Raw genomic sequence first — 17,654 nt, forward strand, 5'->3', positions numbered from 1 at the left:
TTTCACCGACATTGTCATGGGTTAGCGCTTATTGTTACTGCGCCCGTGACCAGATTCAAGCCCACGCGCAGGCAAGCTGGGTAATTGCCGGTTTGCATTGGCAGGAATCGGGCGGATATCGCGAATGATGCAACTATTCTTTAGCCCCACTAATAAGGGCTGATGGGCCTGAATATGCCCTTGCACCAGTTGCACTTGCAGCTCTTTATTCGGCCAGGCTGGGCAATCGCTCGACATGGTTAAACGCCACGCTTCTTCAGTGCCAAGCCATAAATCAATCTGCTGTGCACTAACCACCCGCCAATACATTTTTTCCGCGGGGCGTAGCTGCTCACGCGGGGGCGGCACTGGGCTACTGCTACCCAGCGCCAACCAGAAGAGGGTGCTAATCATCATGGGAAACCCCCAGATAAAAAAAGCCTTGCTGCGCTAGCAGCAAGGCAAGTTTCGGGGAGGAAGACACTCGGGCCGAATTACTTCACTGCAGAAGCTTTAGAAGCTACATGTGATGCTTTTTTAGCTTGAGCTTTTTGTGCAGCTGAGGCTTTAGAAGCGTGTGATGCTTTCTTAGCTTGAGCTTGTTGCGCTACTGAAGCTTTAGAAGCATGGGATGCTTTTTTAGCTTGGGCTTTTTGCGCAGCTGAAGCTTTAGAAGCGTGCGATGCTTTCTTAGCTTGAGCTTGTTGAGCTACTGAAGCTTTAGAAGCGTGATGTGCTTTTTTAGCTTGAGCTTTTTGTGCTGCTGAAGCTTTAGAAGCGTGTGATGCTTTCTTAGCTTGTGCTTGCTGCACTACTGATGCTTTAGAAGCATGATGCGCTTTGTGTTTTGCTGGGGCAGATGCAGCAAATGCAGCCGTGCCAAAGCCCGCCAGGGCCACAGCCAGAACCAGATGTTTCAGTGCTTTCATGATGAGCTCCAATTTAATTCAGTAAAGTGTGTTGCATGTCCAGGTTAGCTACCCGAGCGTTATCGAGTAGATGGCTGCATTATGCGCACCCTAAGATTGCAAGGAGCTGAAGCAGGCATTAAGGAATATTTAGGTTTATTGGCTAAGTAACGCCGAAATCAACGCCACTTATAGCAAAGGCGGGTGAGTAGATACTCAATCCACACTCACCTGAACCAACTGATTTGCTTGCGGGGGAGCCTCAAACGCTTGGGCAAAAGTAAACGCATGCGCTGTTGGGCCATTGAGCGCCAAGAGTGCGAGTGCCGCTTTGGCCTCAGTCAAGCTCGGCCGATGGCCCGCCGGCACCCACCATAACACCTGATTGGGGCCGGGCCGGTGGCTGAACCATTGTTTGCGCTGGCGCAGCATCTGCAAATGTTCGCCGGCATACACATAGGCCCGCAAATCTTCGACCGAACGCCAGACGGATAAATTGGCGATCAGCAAAGGATCATCATCAAACGGCACATCGGTGGCATTACCACTCTCACTTTGCAAGCGCCAAACAAAGCCCGGGCTTTGCTCGGCCAACTGGTTAATGTGATCCAGCATGCTGGTAAAGCCGTGCAGGGCAGGGCTATCGAGCGGGGCAACCACGCGGCCGATATTCAGTTGTGCTAATTCCCACGCCATTAGCGGGTCCCGCCGAACTGAGCGATTAACGCATCATACGCCGGCAGTTGAATACTTTCGGCGGCAGCGGCGGCAGCCCATTCTTGCATGGCAGGGTGCTGCAGCATGGCGGTGAAGTAGGGCTGTAGATCATCTGGAATGGCGATATTGTAGCCATGCAGCCGCCAGATCACCGGGGCATACATCGCATCGGCAATCGAGAAAGCGCCAAACAAAAATTCACCGCCACAGCCATGCTCCGCCGCCAGCTGCCGGGCATCACGCCAGATCGCAAACACCCGCACCAGATCTGCGCTCACCTCTGGGCTGGGCGGTACACCTTGGGCGCGTAGCCGCACATTCATCGGTAATTGGCTCCGCAAAGCGCCAAAGCCGCTGTGCATTTCGGCGCTGATACTGCGTGCGCGGGCGCGCAGCTGGCGCTCTGCCGGCCACATCTGGGGGTATAGCTCTGCAAGGTATTCACAGATTGCCATAGAGTCCCATACCCTGAAGTCACCATCGTGCAAGCAGGGCACCAGGCCATTATCCGAATAGCCGCGATGGCTGGCATTGGCGCCTTTGCCACTGACATGCACCACGGTTTGGGTAAAAGGCACCTGAAAATGCTTGAGCAAAACCCACGGCCGCAGCGACCAGGAAGAATAATTCTGATGTCCGATATACAGCTGATACATCGCGCGCTCCTTAATTATTGGGGCCGGCCGGCCGGCAATAGGGCTGAACATGCAAAGGCGATCCGCTGAGGCGCAATTGCCCTGAGCCTTCCAGCAAGCATTGCCCGGCGGGCAACTGCAAACGCTCGCCGGCCTGCACAATCCGATCTTGCCCGTTTTGGCTAAGCCAAAGTGAACCTGATTCACACAACAAATCGGCTTGGGCACCCAGCCGGGCCACCAGCAATTCGTTCGCTTGGACGGTAAGTCGCAGATAGGTCAGCATCTTTAGCCTCGCCACATGTCATTTGCATTCACTATATCGAAAATCTACACTGCGATAACTGACGATTTCTAACCCGATTTGTGAGTTTTATTCACATGGATTCACTTCCCCCCCTAGCCGCGCTGCGCGCATTCGAGGCGGTCAGCCGCTTGGGTAGCGTAGTCAAAGCCGCCGATGCACTGTCGGTGACGCACAGCGCGATTAGCCACCAACTGCGCACCCTGGAAGATTATCTGGGCCTGCCCCTCTTTGAGCGGCAAGGGCGGAAACTGAACTTGACTGAGGATGGCCGCCACTATGCGCTGCAGATTCGCGTGGCGCTCAATGACGTGGCCGAAGCCACCCGCGCCACCCGCGCGCGCCCCAAGCCAAATGAGCTCACGATCGCGACTTTGCCGTCCTTCAGTTTGTCCTGGTTAATGCCGCGTTTGCCGGGTTTTCAACAAATCTATCCACAGTATCGGGTGAACCTGCGCGCCAGCCTGCAATTCGAAGATTTACAGACCGCGCCGGTGGATTTGGCGATCCGCATGGGCAGTGGCGAATGGGATGGCGTGAAGGCTCGCGCCCTGCTGAGCGACTATCTGGTTGTGGTGGCGGCTAGCGATGATCCGCAACAGCCACGCTCGATTGCCGAGGTGCCACAAGCCCGCATTATCGGCTCGATGGAGAAGTGGAGCAGCTGGTCGCTGGCCGCAGGGCTTGGTGACTGGACACCGTCTTTTTCCTTGTTTTGTAACGATAATAATATCGTTCTCGATGCTATCCGCCGTCATCAGGGCGTTGGCCTGATGCGGCTAACGATGGTACTGGATGAGCTACGCAGCGGGCGGCTGAATCTAGTGGGCAATGTGGTGGTTCCCCACCCCAGCCGCTTCTGGCTGGCCTGGATGCCACGGATGGATGGCAGCGCCAAATTGCACCATTTCAGTGAATGGATTTTGGCCGCAGCGGCACAGAGCGAACAAGCCATGAGCGAGTACTGCCAGCAGGTATTAGCCGCCCGCTAGCCGCTACTTATCCACAGCGAGGCATACCCCGTGCGGCGTGGTGTTTTAGCCCCATTTTGGGGCAAGGCCGCGCCCACAAACTTGCTGCTGACCGCACAAAGGGCTAGGGTGAAATCTCCGGCCCAACCCTACTCGCATCATGGATTTTTTGCTGCTTACCCCACTGTGGAATTCCGAGCAAAGCTGGCGCGGTGTTTTGGCGCTGGGCCCCACGCATCAGCTGCAAAGCCTAGCGGCGGCGCTCAGCCAACAGCCATTGCCAGCCCATTTGCCCTGCTTTCTGCCGCCACAGCAACCGCTATTGGCAGCCGGGGGAATGCTTGCCGCGCCCAGTGCGCTACAGGGCGGCCTGATCCGTGCCAGCCAGCTGCCAACATTGCCACCGGGTACTTTGGCGCACGGCCCCTGGTATAGCCACGGGCAGGGCGCGAGCGGCCAGCCAGCTAAACCTGCGTTATTGGAATTAATCGGCCTGATTAGCGCCGATGCGGATACCCCCAAGCTGGAAAAAGTATTTGCCCATGCGCCGGAGCTGACTTTCCGGCTATTACGCTTAGTCAATTCCGTGGGGCTACGGGCGCGGGTCGAGATCCAGAGTATTCGCCATGCCATCACCGTATTGGGGCGCACGCAGCTTGAGCGCTGGGTGCAAACCTTGCTCTACGCCGAGCACAGCGCCGATGGGCAAGGGATGTCGCCTTTGCTGATCGCCGCTTTGCTGCGCGCCAGGCGCTTGGCCAACTGGGCCGAACATCGCTGGCTCGATTGCCCCCCCGATAGCGCGTTTTTACTGGGGATGCTGTCGCTGCTGGATCAATTGTTAGCGCAGCCGATGGCCGAATTACTCGAGCCACTGCCACTGAGCCCCAAATTGCGCGCCGCGCTGCTCGACGGGCAAGGCGAACTCGGGCTCGCGCTGCAACAAGTGCGGGTGATGGAAAACGCCCAGGCCGAGCAGCTCTGGGCGATTCATCCACACGATCAGGCCGAACTGTGGGTGCGCGCCGAGCTGGATGCGCTGCGCGGCGTTGCCGATCTGGCCGCACAGTGGCAAGCCTAAGCAGCACCGCGCCGCTAGCTTGCCGCGCTACCGGCTTTGCCATATCCTGAATTTTTCCTTGCAAGGGCTGTTGTAATGTCTGCCTTTACCTTATGGATCGTGGCCACGATCGCGCTGGCGATTGGCGAGCTATTCACCACCACCTTTTACTTGCTGGCGATCGCTGCCGGCACCGCCGTAGGCGCCTTATTGGCTCACTTCGGGCTGGCGCTGGAATGGCAATTATTCGCCGCCGCCGGCAGCGCCTTGCTCAGTGTCTGGCTGCTACAACGCTGGAAAAGCCGGCAACCCGTTATTCCCGCCAGCGAGCAGGATGATGATGTTGGCCAAACCGTCACCATCGCCGAGTGGCAGGGCGAGCAGCGCGCCCGCGTGCAATACCGCGGCACACAATGGGATGCCGAGCTCGCGCCAGGGCAAAGCCGCCACGACGATGCGCTGTGGATTATCGTGGCCAAACAAGGCAGCCGGCTGATCATCAGTCAGGTGTAATACCCCAGCAGGTATCTAGCTGTAGATGATCATTGATATTGCATTCAAACCTATACCCCAGGAGGGTTTACGATGGAATTTGCATTTGGTTTTCTGATCTTGGCGATTGTCTTTATCGCCAAAACATTCAAAATCGTACCGCAGCAGCATGCGTGGATTATCGAGCGCCTAGGCAAATTTCACGCGGTGCTCAGCCCCGGGCTGAATTTTGTGATTCCCTTTATCGATCGCGTGGCCTACAAGCACAGCCTGAAGGAAATCCCGCTCGATGTCCCAAGCCAAGTGTGTATTACCCGCGATAACACCCAGCTGCAGGTGGATGGCATTTTGTATTTCCAGGTGCTTGATCCACGGCTGGCCTCCTATGGCACGTCAGATTATTTGCTGGCCATTAGCCAGCTGGCGCAAACCACACTGCGCTCGGTAATCGGTAAGCTGGAGCTGGATAAAACCTTTGAAGAGCGCGATGAAATCAACCGCGCCGTAGTCAATGCGCTGGACGAAGCCGCCACCAACTGGGGGGTAAAAGTGCTGCGCTATGAAATCAAAGACCTGACTCCACCGCAATCGATTCTGCATTCGATGCAGCAGCAAATCACCGCCGAGCGCGAAAAACGCGCGCTGATCGCCAAATCGGAAGGGGTGAAACAAGAGCAGATCAATCTCGCCACCGGTCAGCGCGAAGCCGATATTCAGCGCTCACAAGGTGAAATGCAGGCGGCGATTAATGAATCAGAGGGTGAGCGCCAGGCACAGATCAATCGCGCCGAAGGTGAGGCCGAGGCCATCCGGCTGGTAGCCCGTGCCAATGCCGAAGCGATTGCCATTATTGCGCAAGCCATCGAGCGGCAGGGCGGACCAGAGGCTGTGAACCTGAAAGTGGCCGAGCAATACATTGGCGCCTTTGCCAATCTCGCCAAAACCGGCAATACCATGCTGCTGCCGGCCAATGCGGCCGATGTCGCTGGCATGGTGGCCACGGCGATGAATGTGGTACAAAAAACCAAGTAAGCCAAACCTTTGCCACAATAAAAAACCCGCCAGCGGCGGGTTTTTTATTGCGTGCAGCGCGCTTAGCCACGTACGCGATCCAGTACCGAAAACAATTTACTGCTGCTGTTTTCCATGCGCTTGAGGGCTTCGAGCACCTGGTTTTTCTGCCCGGCTTGCCAGGCTTGCCACGCCGCATTGCCAGCCTGATGCACTTCATTGTGTGGGGTTTCAATTTCGCGATAGGCCGCATTTTTGCCGGCTTGTTTTTGCCCTTCACCATCGTAGTACCAGCGGCCAAAGCGGCAATCGCGCGCATCGCTATGAATGCCGTGATGGCCAGTTTGCTCACCCGTCACCGACATATACACATTGAATTTAAACACCAGATGATCCAGCTTGCTGCTTTCGATCTGGCTAAACAGCATATTGCCGCCCACCAGTTCTTCCATTTCGCCCGACACCGTCATCAGCAATTCCATATCGCCCACCGCATCACGGCCCATTTCGCTAAAGCGGGCAGTTTGCTCGGCCATGGTGCTCATGGTGTTTTTGACTTGTTTGGTTTCTTCACGAATCTCGCCCACCAGCTGGGTAATTTCCTTGGTGGCCGAGGCGGTCCGTTCGGCCAACTTGCGCACTTCATCGGCCACCACGGCAAAACCACGGCCTTGCTCGCCGGCGCGGGCGGCTTCAATCGCCGCATTCAGAGCCAAGAGGTTTGTTTGATCGGCAATCTCTTTAATCAGCTGCACAATGCCGCTAATTTGGTCAGATTGATGATCCAGCTTGTCGACTTCCGACACCGACTGCGCCGCCGTATTCGATAGCGTGGTCAGATTGTCGGAAATACTGGTAATGGCCTGACAGTTATCCGAAGACACCCGGGAGAGGGCGCTGGCGCAGCGCAGCTCTTCTTTCATGCGCTCGCTCATCGCCACCAGGCTCTCTGCCGAATTATTCAGGCTATCGCCGAAAGGCTGCAGTGCTTGCAGCAGCGAAGTGAGATAGCCCCCATCGCCACTATCCTGTTTTTGCAGCACCCCGATAAAATCGTAATCGCGGTGGAGCTTTTCGTTTTCTTTTTTTAAGCTCTGGTTTTCTTGTTCCAGCTGGTGGATGCGGTCATTCAGACTGGCAATCACCTGTTTTTGGCCAAAAAACATCGGAGCCTCCTGCGCTTTCTTTTGATTGGGAAAGTATAGTTGACTCAGAACAGCCCCGCCTTGACGGAAAGACAATAGGTGCAAAATGCAGACGATTTACCTAGCCGGGCCCGGTGTATTTCGCCCCGATGCCACCGCGTGGGGACAAGCCTTGCAGGCAGCCTGCGCAGAGCAGGGCTTGTGTGGGCTGTATCCGCTGGATCAGGCTTGCCCAGCCGATTTACACGGCCCAGCGGCAGCGGCATGGATCTTTCAGCAAAACTGCGCGCTGATTCAGCAGGCAGATGCGGTGCTCGCTGATGTGCGGGCGTTTCGTAGCCTGAGCGAGCCCGACAGCGGCACCGCGTTTGAGATTGGCTATGCGCATGCGCTGGGCAAGCCGATTTATCTGTGGCTACCTGATTTACCGGCCGGAGTAGATATGCAAACCCGCCTCGCGGGCGTCACCGATGCACAAGGCTGGCACATCGAAGACTTTGCCGCACCGCTGAATCTAATGCTCTGGCAAGCCGCCACGGCTGTGATTTACGCCACAGACCCCCAATCAGCGGTCGAAATCCTCGCTGAACGGTGCGCATATCAGAGATAACCCCAATATGGGTACTTACAAATTCACGTAGCATCTTTTTTATTTGTAAGTACGCATCATGAAGAAATTGTTTGGCGCCTTGGTGCTCCTGGCCGCAGGCTCAGCGGGCACTTGGTTTTATCTCGCGGGCAAAAATCCGGCCGCGGTGAGTGCCGCCTCAGCACCTGCCGCCAGTGCGGTGGCGCAAGCTCAATCTGGCCCACTGGTGCGCATCGCCCTCGAAGGCAAATACCCACCGTTTGAATATCTGGATCAAAGCAATCAGCTCACCGGCTTTAACGTAGATCTGGCCAATGCCCTGTGCAAAGAAATGCAAGTGCGCTGCGAAATCTCGCGCTTTGATTTCGACCAACTGATCCCGGCGCTGAACGACAATAAAGCCGATGCGATTGTGGCCTCGTTGTCGATCACCGAAGAGCGCGAAAAGCTGGTGAACTTCAGTGAAGTGTATTCCCGCGTACCCGGCATCTACGTTGCCACCAAAAAAGCCAAGCTGATTTGGCCGGTGATTACCGCCGAACGCATCAAGGGCAGCACCGTGGGCGTAGTGGCGAAAACCACTTTTGATGATTATCTAACCCATGAACTGGATAGCAGCAAAGTCACCATCAAACGCTTCGGCAGTGCCGATGAAATGATGGCCGCGCTGGCGAATAACCAGATTCAACTGGTGTTTGATGACAGCGCGGTACTGGGTTATTTCCTGAAAGACCCAAAAAATGCCGAGCAGTTTGAGATGGTGGGCAACCGCATCGACTCAGCACAATGGCTGGGCCGTGGCGAAGCCATCGCCCTGCGCAAAGGCGACGATGCGCTGCGTGAAAAATTCAACGTCGCCTTGCGCAAGCTGATTGATAGCGGTGAACACCAGCAGCTAGGCTATAAGTACTTCACGCTGCGTATTCTGTAATCTGGCAGCGTTTTCTCCTCAGGCCTGTTTCACGTGAAACAGGCCTTTTGTTTTGTATTTGCCGGCAACAAGGGTTTACCCGCTAAAATAGCCGCAATCCTGAATCTAGAAGCGCTACAACATGTCGGATACGATTGATCTCGTCGAAGCAGAAACGCCACCGCCTACCCCGGAAACCGCTAGCGGCGGCCAAAGTGGCCGCTATATTGCCGCCCAAGTCTCTACCCAGCTGGATGATGCCGAAGCCGTTCAGCTAGGTCTGTATGCGGAAAAAAGCTATCTCGAATACGCGATGAGTGTGGTGAAAAGCCGGGCACTGCCGCAAGTGGAAGATGGCCAAAAGCCGGTGCAGCGCCGCATTTTGTACGCCATGCATGAGCTAGGCCTCACGGCCACCGCCAAGCCGATGAAGTCAGCGCGGATTGTCGGTGACGTGTTGGGTAAGTATCACCCTCACGGCGATCAATCTGCCTATGACGCCTTGGTACGGATTGCGCAGGATTTTTCGGTGCGCTACCCATTGATCGACGGGCATGGCAATTTTGGCTCGCGCGATGGCGATGGTGCAGCGGCTTATCGATATACCGAGGCGCGCCTCACGCCCGTGGCCGAGCTGCTGCTCGGTGAGCTTGATCAGGGCACGACCGATTTTATCCCCAACTATGATGGCGCTTTCAAAGAGCCTGTGCTGCTGCCAGCACGGCTGCCAATGCTGCTATTGAATGGTGCCTCAGGCATTGCAGTGGGTATGGCCACCGAAATGCCATCGCATAATCTGGGCGAAGTGGCCGATGCCAGTGTGGCCTTGATCCGCAACCCAAAACTCAGCGCAGCCGAGCTGATGGCCTATATTCAGGGCCCAGATTTGCCCGGTGGCGGCCAGATTATTTCTTCCAGCCGCGATATCGCCACCGCCTATGAAAATGGCCGTGGCAGCCTGAAAGTCCGTGCGCGCTGGGAAAAAGAAGAGCTCGCCCGTGGCCAGTGGCAATTGGTGATCACCGAGCTGCCGCATGGCGCGTCGAGCCAGAAAGTGTTGGAAGAGATTGAAGATCTCACTAATCCGAAAGTGAAAAAGGGCAAAAAAGCCCTAACGCAAGAGCAAATCCAGACCAAACAGCTGATTCTTAGCATGCTGGATCGGGTGCGCGATGAATCAGGCCGCGATTGCGATGTTCGTTTGGTGTTCGAGCCCAAATCCTCGCGGCAAAATCCCGATGAGCTGATGAATGTGCTGATGGCCCACACTAGCCTGGAAACCAGCTTATCGATCAATATGGTAACCATCGGCCGTGATGGCCGGCCCGCGCAGAAAAACCTGCGCGACATCATCGCCGAGTGGATCGATTTCCGCTTTGTGACTGTCACGCGCCGCTGCGAACACCGCCTAGGCCAAGTGAACGATCGCATCCATATTCTGGAAGGCCGCCTGCTGGTCTTGCTGAATATTGATGAAGTCATCCGCATTATCCGCAATGCCGAAGAGCCTAAAACCGAGCTGATGGCGGCGTTTAATCTGAGCGAACGGCAAGCGGAAGACATCTTGGAAATCCGACTGCGCCAATTGGCACGGCTGGAAGGCATCAAGATCGAGCAAGAGCTGGCCAATCTGCGCAATGAAAAGGCCGAGCTGGAAAACCTGCTGTCCAACCCGCAGGCCATGCAGCGCCAAATTATCAAAGAAATCGAGCAGGATAAGAAAAAATACGCCGATCCGCGCCGCACGCTAATCGAAGAGGCCGAACGCGCATCGCTGGAAGTGGCCGTGGTGGATGAGCCATGCACGATTATCCTGTCGGAAAAAGGCTGGCTGCGCGCTCGCCAAGGCCATGGGCTGGATATCCAAAATCTCAGCTTTAAAGACGGCGATAGCCTACTGGCCGCGATCGAATGCCGGACAGTTGATCAGCTGGCGCTGTTTGGCAGTGATGGCCGCGTGTATACCGTGCAAGCCTCCGTCATTCCGGGCGGCCGCGGTGATGGGGTGCCGGTAACGACTCTGGTTGAGCTGGTGGCCAAAACCAAAATTACCCAATTGATTGTTGCCCGGCCAGGTGAATGGCTGGTGATTGCCAATTCGGCCGGTTATGGCTTTGCCTGCCAAGGCGAAAATCTGCTCAGCCGACAAAAAGCCGGCAAGAGCTTTATCACGCTCGAAGGCAGCGAAACCTTGCTGCGCGTAATGCCATTTACCCCAAGTGCGAACGCCATCGTGGCGTGTTTGTCCAAAGCCGGCAAACTGCATTTGTTTGCCTACAGCGAATTCAAACAGCTGGCGGGTGGCGGCCGCGGGGTGATTACCATGGCACTGGATGATAAAGACGAGCTGGCCGCGATAACGGTTTGCGATGGTGAAACATTGAAACTATCCGGCACCGGACGGGGTGGGGCGCTGAAAGAAATCGTACTCGATGCCAATGAAATGGCACCGTATATCGGCAAGCGTGCCCGCAAAGGTAAACCGATCAATTCAGGTCTGAAATTTCCGGGCTTTTAAACCATGCTGCTGCGCGTCCTACTACTGATTGCGATTGTCTTGGCTATTTACCGCTACTGGCAATCTGTGGGGCGCCGCCGCCAGCAATATTTTTTGTATGACTATCGCTTTCCGGAAGCCGTCGCACGTAGCCTCAGCGCCCGTTATCCACAGCTGAGCGGCGAAGATTGGGCGCAGGTAGCGCAAGGCTTGCGGCAATACTTCCGGATGCAACAGCGCAGTGCAGGGCAGGCATTACTGCTGCCTTCGCGCGTGGTGGCCGATTACTGGCAAGTCTTGGCCGAGCATCCGCAGGCCTATCACGAATATTGCCAACACACGCTTGGGGCCTACCGCCCGCCACAAACCGCAGAGCTAGCCCAGCCGGCCAGTGCTTATCTGGCCACCTGGCAAGCGGCGTGTGCCGACGAAGGCCTGCGCGCAGCGCAGCAGCAGCCCTTGCTGTTTACGCTGGATCAGCGCTTGGGCCTGCCGGGTGCGCGCGTCTTTCAGCCGCAAGATTTTCCGGCCTAATTCGAGGTGTATCGATGTCATCCAGCCTCACTCCCGCTTTAGCGCAACTGTGGCAACAACTGGGCATCGCCCCAGCGGTATTGCAAGAAAAATCCCTCTGCATTTTTGCGGAAGCCAGCGAGCTGGTGGACGTGGAAACCGCCGCCGATGGGCGCGTGTGGCAGCTAACACCAGCCGCAGCAGCGGCCTGGCTGGCCATGCAGGCGGCAGCGGCGAATGCTGGTATTGAGTTGCGGATCGCCTCGGCCTATCGCGCAAGTAGCCGGCAAGTCGAGCTGATTGAGCGCAAATTAGCGCTTGGGCAAAGCATCGAAGACATCCTGCAGGTGTTGGCGCCTCCCGGCTGCAGCGAACACCACACCGGGCGGGCCATCGATATCTACAGCCCCGGCGGGCCGGTAGTGGAAGAAGCCTTTGAAGACACGCCCGCATTTGCCTGGCTGCAAGCGCATGCTGGCGAATTTGGCTTTACGCTCTCATTCCCGCGTGCCAATCCCTACGGCTATGTGTATGAGCCTTGGCACTGGTGCTATCAACCAGCCGCCGCAGGCTAGGGGATAAACGGTACTTCAGTTCGGCCGTCGCACCACGATATTGCAGATATACACCACGTTTTTAGGGTGAATATCATGCGCTACGCCATCCATCCCATCTGGACCACCACCCAGCGGCCACAAACCTTGCGCTATGGCTTATACCAACTGAGCCCGCAGGGTGAAATCGAAATTGCCCGCGCGATTCGGCTAGAAAGTATCGAAACCTTACGACAGCAGCTGATCAGCCATTGTAAAAATAAGTGATTTTTTGTAATTCAAACCTCACCCCCTACACCAGCTGACCGTTGCACCAATAGGATGGCTATCACCATCCCACTGATTATTCAGTGTTATTTCGGCCACAGTGCGGACAGGCCTTTTCCTCACCCGGCGGTATGGCTGCACAGCTCATCTTGGCCTTGGCATGAATCACAGTCAGCACGTTCGCGACGAGATCAGGGTTTTTACTTATAAAACAGCTCATTTCGAGCTTATTTTTACAGAAAATACACATTAATTTAACCAAAGCTTTCTAAATAAACCTATAGTAGTAAGTTAAATTTGAGTACACTCGCCTTCCATTAGAAAATGCTGAGACAAAAAATGACAAAAAAAGTCAGCTCCAGTCAATCTAATCAGGAAGGTATGTATGAACGCTCTCACAGTCCGGGCGCTGCTTGTGCTTGGTGGCTCGCTGTTTTCCAGCTGGGCCACCGCGGCACCTTGCGCTGCCGCGTGGCAAGCCAGCAGCACTTATCTGGCCGGCCAGAATGTTAGTTATCAGGGTAAAAACTATCAGGCCAAATGGTGGACGCTGGGCGAGATCCCTGCCAGCAACAGCAACACCGGCCAAGTCTGGCAAGCCTTAGGGAGCTGCGACAGTACCATACCTACCCCAAGTACTACGCCACAAAGCACACCAAACAATACCCCTAGCCCAATACCTGCAACACCAACGCCAGTAGCTACGGCAACGCCGACTCCGAAACCGACCACCCCAACCCCCTCGGCCAGCCCAAAGCCGAGCGTGACCCCAAGCCCAAGCCCAAGCCCAAGCCCAAGCCCAAGCCCAAGCCCAAGCCCAAGCACCACGCCAACGCCAACGCCAACGCCAACGCCAACGCCAACGCCAAGCAGCGTACCGCCAGCCACCAATGACTGCCAGCCGGCCTGGAATAGCAGCAGCGCCTATTTTGCTGGCAGTAAAGTCAGCGAGCAGGGCGTGAATTACCAGGCTAAATGGTGGTCGCAGGGCAATAAGCCGAGCAGCAATAATGGCGATGGCCAGCCTTGGACTAAACTGGGCACCTGCGGCAATAGCAGCCCAAGCCCAGCGCCGACCGCGAGCGTGACGCCAACTGCGACACCGACGCCGGCTCCAACAGCAACCCCAACTGTCAGCCCGACGACCACACCATCAAGCAGCCCTACCCCGAGCAGCACGCCAGTGGTGACCGCGAGCCCAAGCCCAACACCGAATAACGGCACCCCGAATGATCTGTTGATTAGCGAAGTGGCAAGCGATCCGTACAGCAGCGGTAGCTGGCTGGAAATCTACAACCCAACCAACCGCGACATCACCCTGAACGACATCAGCCTGCGCACGATGAGCAAACCGGGTGGCTGGGTGAAAACCTGGCCGCTTAGTGGCGTCTTGGCAGCGAAATCGCATATGGTGATCGTGGGCAACAACGATAACTTCACGCCCAAGAAAACCAGCCAGTCGCAATACATCGGCACTTATCAGGATTTCCCGGTGTGGAGTAATAGCGATGGCGCGCTGGAATTAGTGCGCAATAACCAAACCGTCGATTTTGTGCGCTTTGGCAGCAATACGCTGGCGCCACTCACCGCCGGCCAGTGGCAGGGTGCCAATGCCCCAGTCATCAATAGTACCGGGGGGTATACGCTGGTACGCTATTACACACAAACCACTGACAGCAATACCTCTGCAGACTGGCGCCTGGTGCCGTTTGGTACCCCGGGTGGCCGTAATGATGTCGATAGCAATGCCAGCGACGATGACCATGATGGCATCCCTAGCAGCGCCAAACGCCCGGGCGGCACTTATGCCGGGCTGGATTTGTATGCCATGGGCGCGCGCGCTGGCCGACCGACGATTCTGCTGCATATCGACTGGATGACCCCGGGCACCGATGAAGGCATCAAACCGCGCAAAGAAGCCCTGCAAATGGTGCAGGCAGCCTTTGCCCGCCGCGGGATAGATCTGCTGATGGATGTAGGCCAGCTGTATAGCGTGGGCTTTAATCCGGCCGATTTTAATCTGGGCAATGGTAAGGAAGTACCATTTGCCCGCTGCGTCACGCTGTATCGCAATAATGATTGCGCTGATGTAATGGCCTATAAAAACGACAGCATGGATGTACGCCGCCGGCTGATTTTCCATTACCTGCTGATGGGTAGCACCCAAAACACCAATGGTTACGGTGGCTCATCGGGCTTGGCCGAAATCGGCGGCAATGATTTGCTCGTGACCTTGGGTTATTGGGGCCTCACCAGCAGCAGCGCGCAAAATCTGTACCGGTTGATCAATTATCAGGCTGGCACCATCATGCACGAGCTGGGGCACAATCTGGGCCTGACCCACGGCGGGAATGAAGACCTGAACAACAAGCCCAACTACCTCAGCGTGATGAATTACGCCTTCCAGCTGGATGGGGTGCCGAGTGATCCAAGCGGCAACAGCACCAGCGAACGCGTGTATTTCCGCCTGAATAATCAGGGCAAAGCCACACCGGGCAAAGCGCCCTATAGCTACAATGTGTGCGATCTGGTCGATGGCCCTTGCGGTAACCGCTTTGTGATCGATTATTCCGACGGCAGCAGCAAGCCGCTGAATGAAACCGCGCTGGACGAAGGCCAGATGATCGGCCGGGGCAGTACCGGGGGCGCGTATGCCGACTGGAATGCCAATTTCAGCCGCGATGCCGCCACGGTTAGTTTTGATAGCAATGGCGACGGCACTCTGCAAACTGCGTTGAATGACTATGACGACTGGGGCCATATCCAGCTGGCGTTTGGCAATGTTGGTTATGGTTTATTCCGCAGCGCCAATAGTGCCAGCACCAGCACGCCAGCGCCGGTGGCCGAGCGTCAGCTGATCGATCGGCAGCTGCCTGTGGCGCAAGAAAGCCCACCACCAGCCTACCTGCTGCCGCGTTAAGCGGGCTGCAACACGCTGCAGTCATCCCACAACCGCATGGCTTAGCCCATGCGGTTTTTCTTTGCCGGTGGGAAAGACCGCAGTTGTTGCGGCTGGCGAAGCTGCGCATAATCAGTGCACCTTGTGGCGCAGGAGCGCATATGGCAGCCCCCCGAATTCACCTGCTGATCATCGATCCCCAGCACGACTTTTGCGATCTGCCGGGCGCCAGCCTGCCTGTCACCGGCGCCAGTGCCGATCTGGAGCGCCTCAGTACCCTGATCGCCCAGCGCGGCGCCGATCTGGCCGCGATCCATGTCACGCTGGATAGCCATCAGGTCATCGACATCGCCCATCCCGGCTGGTGGCAAGATGCGGCCGGCCAAGCGCCAGCCCCATTCACTGTGATTAGCAGTGCCGAGGTGTCCGAGGGCCGTTGGCGGGCGCGTGATCCGGCCCAACAAGCGCACAGCAGCGCCTATGTGCAAGCGCTGGAACAGCGTCAGCGCTATCAGCTAGTGATCTGGCCCGAGCATTGCCTGCTGGGTAGCTGGGGGCACAGTGTGTATCAACCTTTGCAAACTACGCTGCAAGACTGGGCCCGCCAATATCAGCAGCCCGTGCATTACCAACTCAAAGGCCTGAATCCCGGCACCGAGCATTATTCGGCGCTACAGGCCGAAGTGCCCGATCCGCGCGACCCGCATACTCAGGCGCCCAGCGCCTGGCTGGCCCAGCTCACCAGCGCCGATGAAATCTGGATCGCCGGTGAGGCGCTCTCGCATTGCGTGGCCAGCACCGTGCGCGATCTAGTGGCCCTATGCGGCCCGGCCATCGCCAGCAAACTGGTACTGCTACGCGATTGCACCAGCCCCGTTGCCGGCTTTGCCGCGCTGGGTGATGAATTTATCACCACGCTCACCCAACAGGGTATGCGTCTAAAATCAAGCACTGATCTTATCTAAACTAGCATACCCAGCTAGGTATATTTGAAGGAATGGCATGCCGCCTGTGATTGAATCGCTACTCGATACCGATCTGTATAAATTCACCATGATGCAGGAGATCTTGCATCATCAGCCGCAAGCGCAGGCCGAATACGCCTTTAAATGCCGCAATCAGCCCGCCTTGCCCCTGGCGGCGTGTCAGGCCGAGATCGAGGCGCAGCTGGATCACCTATGCACACTGCGCTTTCAGGAAGACGAGCTGGCCTACTTAAGCGGGCTGCGTTTTATCAAATCGGATTTTGTCGATTTTCTGCGGCTCTTTCAGTTACAGCGGCGCTTTATCACGGTGAGCGCCACGGCCAGCGGCGAGCTGGAGATCCGCGTGGCGGGCCCGATGCTGCACTGCATGTTGTTCGAGATTTATGTGCTGGCGATTGTGAATGAAGTGTATTTCCGCCAGTTTCCTGCCGCACCAGCGCTAGCGCTTGGCCGGGAAAAACTCGCCGCCAAAATCAGCGCCCTGCAGACCTTTAGCGCCGCACCGGCCTTGCAGCATCCGTTTGTGTTTTTCGATTTTGGCACCCGGCGGCGCTTTTCGCGCCAATGGCATCGCGAAGTGGTGCAAACCCTGGCCAGCCAAGCCGGCAGCGCCTTTCGCGGGACCAGCAATGTACTGCTCGCCAAAGAATTCGGCCTGACCCCAATCGGCACCATGGCGCACGAATACCTGCAGGCCTTCCAGAGCTTTGGTTCGCGGCTGCGCGATTTCCAGAAAAATGCACTGGAGCATTGGGTGCGCGAATACCGCGGCGATCTGGGCATTGCGCTCACCGATGTAGTGGGCACCGATGCGTTTTTGCGCGATTTTGATCTGTATTTCTGCAAGCTCTTTGATGGTGTGCGCCATGATTCGGGCGATCCATTTGTCTGGGGCGAGAAAATCCTCGCCCACTACCAGCAGATGAAGATCAACCCGCATACCAAACAGCTGGTGTTTAGCGATGGCCTGAATCTGGCCAAAGCCTTTGCTCTATATGCGCATTTTGCTGGCCGCGCCAAAGTGGGCTTTGGCATTGGCACCGATTTATCCAATGATTGCGGCCATGAGCCGCTGCAGATTGTGATGAAGCTGGTGTTTTGTAATGGCCAGCCGGTCGCCAAAGTGAGCGACACCCCCGGCAAGGGCATGTGTGAGGATGTGAATTTCCTGAACTATCTGCGCGATGTATTTGCGATCGACCCACAGGCCCGCTAAG

At 56.5% G+C, this 17,654-nt stretch carries 19 protein-coding genes and 1 pseudogene; 13 read left to right on the forward strand and 7 right to left on the reverse strand.

All coding sequences use genetic code 11. The features are described from left to right. Positions 1-21: 21 nt before the first annotated feature. The 5 genes from QV747_RS05180 to QV747_RS05200 all read right to left on the reverse strand — a co-directional run bounded on the left by QV747_RS05180 (position 22) and on the right by QV747_RS05200 (position 2,525). Entirely contained in the window at positions 22-396 is a 375-nt protein-coding gene (locus QV747_RS05180) for a hypothetical protein (RefSeq protein ID WP_273429270.1), read from the reverse strand. A 77-nt stretch (positions 397-473) separates the two neighbouring features. Next, positions 474-908, reverse strand: a complete 435-nt coding sequence (locus QV747_RS05185) for a hypothetical protein (RefSeq protein ID WP_273429268.1) — start codon at positions 906-908, stop codon at positions 474-476. 195 nt (positions 909-1,103) lie between these two features. Beyond that, positions 1,104-1,583: a DUF3291 domain-containing protein gene (locus QV747_RS05190; RefSeq protein WP_273429266.1), complete on the reverse strand. Its 480-nt coding sequence runs from the start codon at positions 1,581-1,583 to the stop codon at positions 1,104-1,106. Beyond that, complete coding sequence (locus tag QV747_RS05195; protein ID WP_273429265.1) at positions 1,583-2,260, reverse strand: glutathione S-transferase family protein; 678 nt, start codon at positions 2,258-2,260, stop codon at positions 1,583-1,585. The genes QV747_RS05190 and QV747_RS05195 overlap by 1 nt, the downstream gene beginning before the upstream one ends. Positions 2,261-2,270: 10 nt before the next feature. Then, positions 2,271-2,525 carry a DUF2917 domain-containing protein gene (locus QV747_RS05200; RefSeq protein ID WP_273429263.1) on the reverse strand — a complete coding sequence of 85 codons (255 nt, stop codon included), beginning with the start codon at positions 2,523-2,525 and terminating at the stop codon, positions 2,271-2,273. Positions 2,526-2,620: 95 nt separating this feature from the next. Here QV747_RS05200 and QV747_RS05205 point away from each other — a divergent pair, with 95 nt between their 5' ends. The 4 genes from QV747_RS05205 (at position 2,621) to QV747_RS05220 (ending at position 6,098) form a co-directional block, all read left to right on the forward strand. Beyond that, positions 2,621-3,535, forward strand: a complete 915-nt coding sequence (locus tag QV747_RS05205; RefSeq protein ID WP_273429262.1) for a LysR substrate-binding domain-containing protein — start codon at positions 2,621-2,623, stop codon at positions 3,533-3,535. 139 nt (positions 3,536-3,674) lie between these two features. After that, a complete protein-coding gene (locus tag QV747_RS05210; protein WP_273429260.1) occupies positions 3,675-4,595 on the forward strand; it encodes an HDOD domain-containing protein in 921 nt (306 codons plus the stop codon). A gap of 75 nt (positions 4,596-4,670) precedes the next feature. Beyond that, positions 4,671-5,087 (forward strand): NfeD family protein, encoded by a 417-nt coding sequence (locus QV747_RS05215; protein WP_047396944.1) that lies wholly within the window; start codon positions 4,671-4,673, stop codon positions 5,085-5,087. Between the two features lie 72 nt (positions 5,088-5,159). Continuing rightward, positions 5,160-6,098, forward strand: coding sequence for an SPFH domain-containing protein (locus tag QV747_RS05220; RefSeq protein WP_047396945.1), 939 nt, complete (start codon positions 5,160-5,162; stop codon positions 6,096-6,098). 62 nt (positions 6,099-6,160) lie between these two features. Here QV747_RS05220 and QV747_RS16600 read toward each other — a convergent pair whose 3' ends face one another. Together QV747_RS16600 and QV747_RS16605 are read right to left on the reverse strand one after the other, a co-directional pair. Then, positions 6,161-6,583 carry a CZB domain-containing protein gene (locus QV747_RS16600; protein ID WP_373277575.1) on the reverse strand — a complete coding sequence of 141 codons (423 nt, stop codon included), beginning with the start codon at positions 6,581-6,583 and terminating at the stop codon, positions 6,161-6,163. Next, positions 6,575-6,850 (reverse strand): annotated as a pseudogene (locus QV747_RS16605) (methyl-accepting chemotaxis protein); the annotation flags it as partial. The gene QV747_RS16600 and the pseudogene QV747_RS16605, both read right to left, overlap by 9 nt. Before the next feature lie 478 nt (positions 6,851-7,328). Here QV747_RS16605 and QV747_RS05230 point away from each other — a divergent pair. The 9 genes from QV747_RS05230 to pncB all read left to right on the forward strand — a co-directional run bounded on the left by QV747_RS05230 (position 7,329) and on the right by pncB (position 17,653). After that, positions 7,329-7,832 carry a nucleoside 2-deoxyribosyltransferase gene (locus QV747_RS05230; RefSeq protein WP_273429258.1) on the forward strand — a complete coding sequence of 168 codons (504 nt, stop codon included), beginning with the start codon at positions 7,329-7,331 and terminating at the stop codon, positions 7,830-7,832. Positions 7,833-7,890: 58 nt separating this feature from the next. Next, on the forward strand, positions 7,891-8,742 hold the full coding sequence (locus QV747_RS05235) for a transporter substrate-binding domain-containing protein (RefSeq protein ID WP_273429256.1): 852 nt from the start codon (positions 7,891-7,893) through the stop codon (positions 8,740-8,742). Between the two features lie 121 nt (positions 8,743-8,863). Next, positions 8,864-11,239 carry a DNA topoisomerase IV subunit A gene (gene parC / locus QV747_RS05240; protein WP_273429254.1) on the forward strand — a complete coding sequence of 792 codons (2,376 nt, stop codon included), beginning with the start codon at positions 8,864-8,866 and terminating at the stop codon, positions 11,237-11,239. Between the two features lie 3 nt (positions 11,240-11,242). Then, complete coding sequence (locus QV747_RS05245; RefSeq protein ID WP_273429253.1) at positions 11,243-11,752, forward strand: hypothetical protein; 510 nt, start codon at positions 11,243-11,245, stop codon at positions 11,750-11,752. Between the two features lie 14 nt (positions 11,753-11,766). After that, positions 11,767-12,306 (forward strand): D-alanyl-D-alanine carboxypeptidase family protein, encoded by a 540-nt coding sequence (locus tag QV747_RS05250; RefSeq protein WP_273429251.1) that lies wholly within the window; start codon positions 11,767-11,769, stop codon positions 12,304-12,306. A gap of 75 nt (positions 12,307-12,381) precedes the next feature. Beyond that, on the forward strand, positions 12,382-12,552 hold the full coding sequence (locus QV747_RS05255) for a hypothetical protein (RefSeq protein WP_156905414.1): 171 nt from the start codon (positions 12,382-12,384) through the stop codon (positions 12,550-12,552). A 385-nt stretch (positions 12,553-12,937) separates the two neighbouring features. Beyond that, positions 12,938-15,472 carry a carbohydrate-binding protein gene (locus tag QV747_RS05260; RefSeq protein WP_273429248.1) on the forward strand — a complete coding sequence of 845 codons (2,535 nt, stop codon included), beginning with the start codon at positions 12,938-12,940 and terminating at the stop codon, positions 15,470-15,472. A 140-nt stretch (positions 15,473-15,612) separates the two neighbouring features. Next, positions 15,613-16,416, forward strand: coding sequence for a hypothetical protein (locus tag QV747_RS05265; RefSeq protein WP_273429246.1), 804 nt, complete (start codon positions 15,613-15,615; stop codon positions 16,414-16,416). 37 nt (positions 16,417-16,453) lie between these two features. Further along, positions 16,454-17,653 carry a nicotinate phosphoribosyltransferase gene (gene pncB, locus QV747_RS05270; RefSeq protein ID WP_273429244.1) on the forward strand — a complete coding sequence of 400 codons (1,200 nt, stop codon included), beginning with the start codon at positions 16,454-16,456 and terminating at the stop codon, positions 17,651-17,653. Position 17,654 lies beyond the last annotated feature (1 nt).

This window comes from uncultured Chitinibacter sp. (assembly GCF_945957625.1).
In the GTDB taxonomy this organism is placed as follows: domain Bacteria; phylum Pseudomonadota; class Gammaproteobacteria; order Burkholderiales; family Chitinibacteraceae; genus Chitinibacter; species Chitinibacter tainanensis.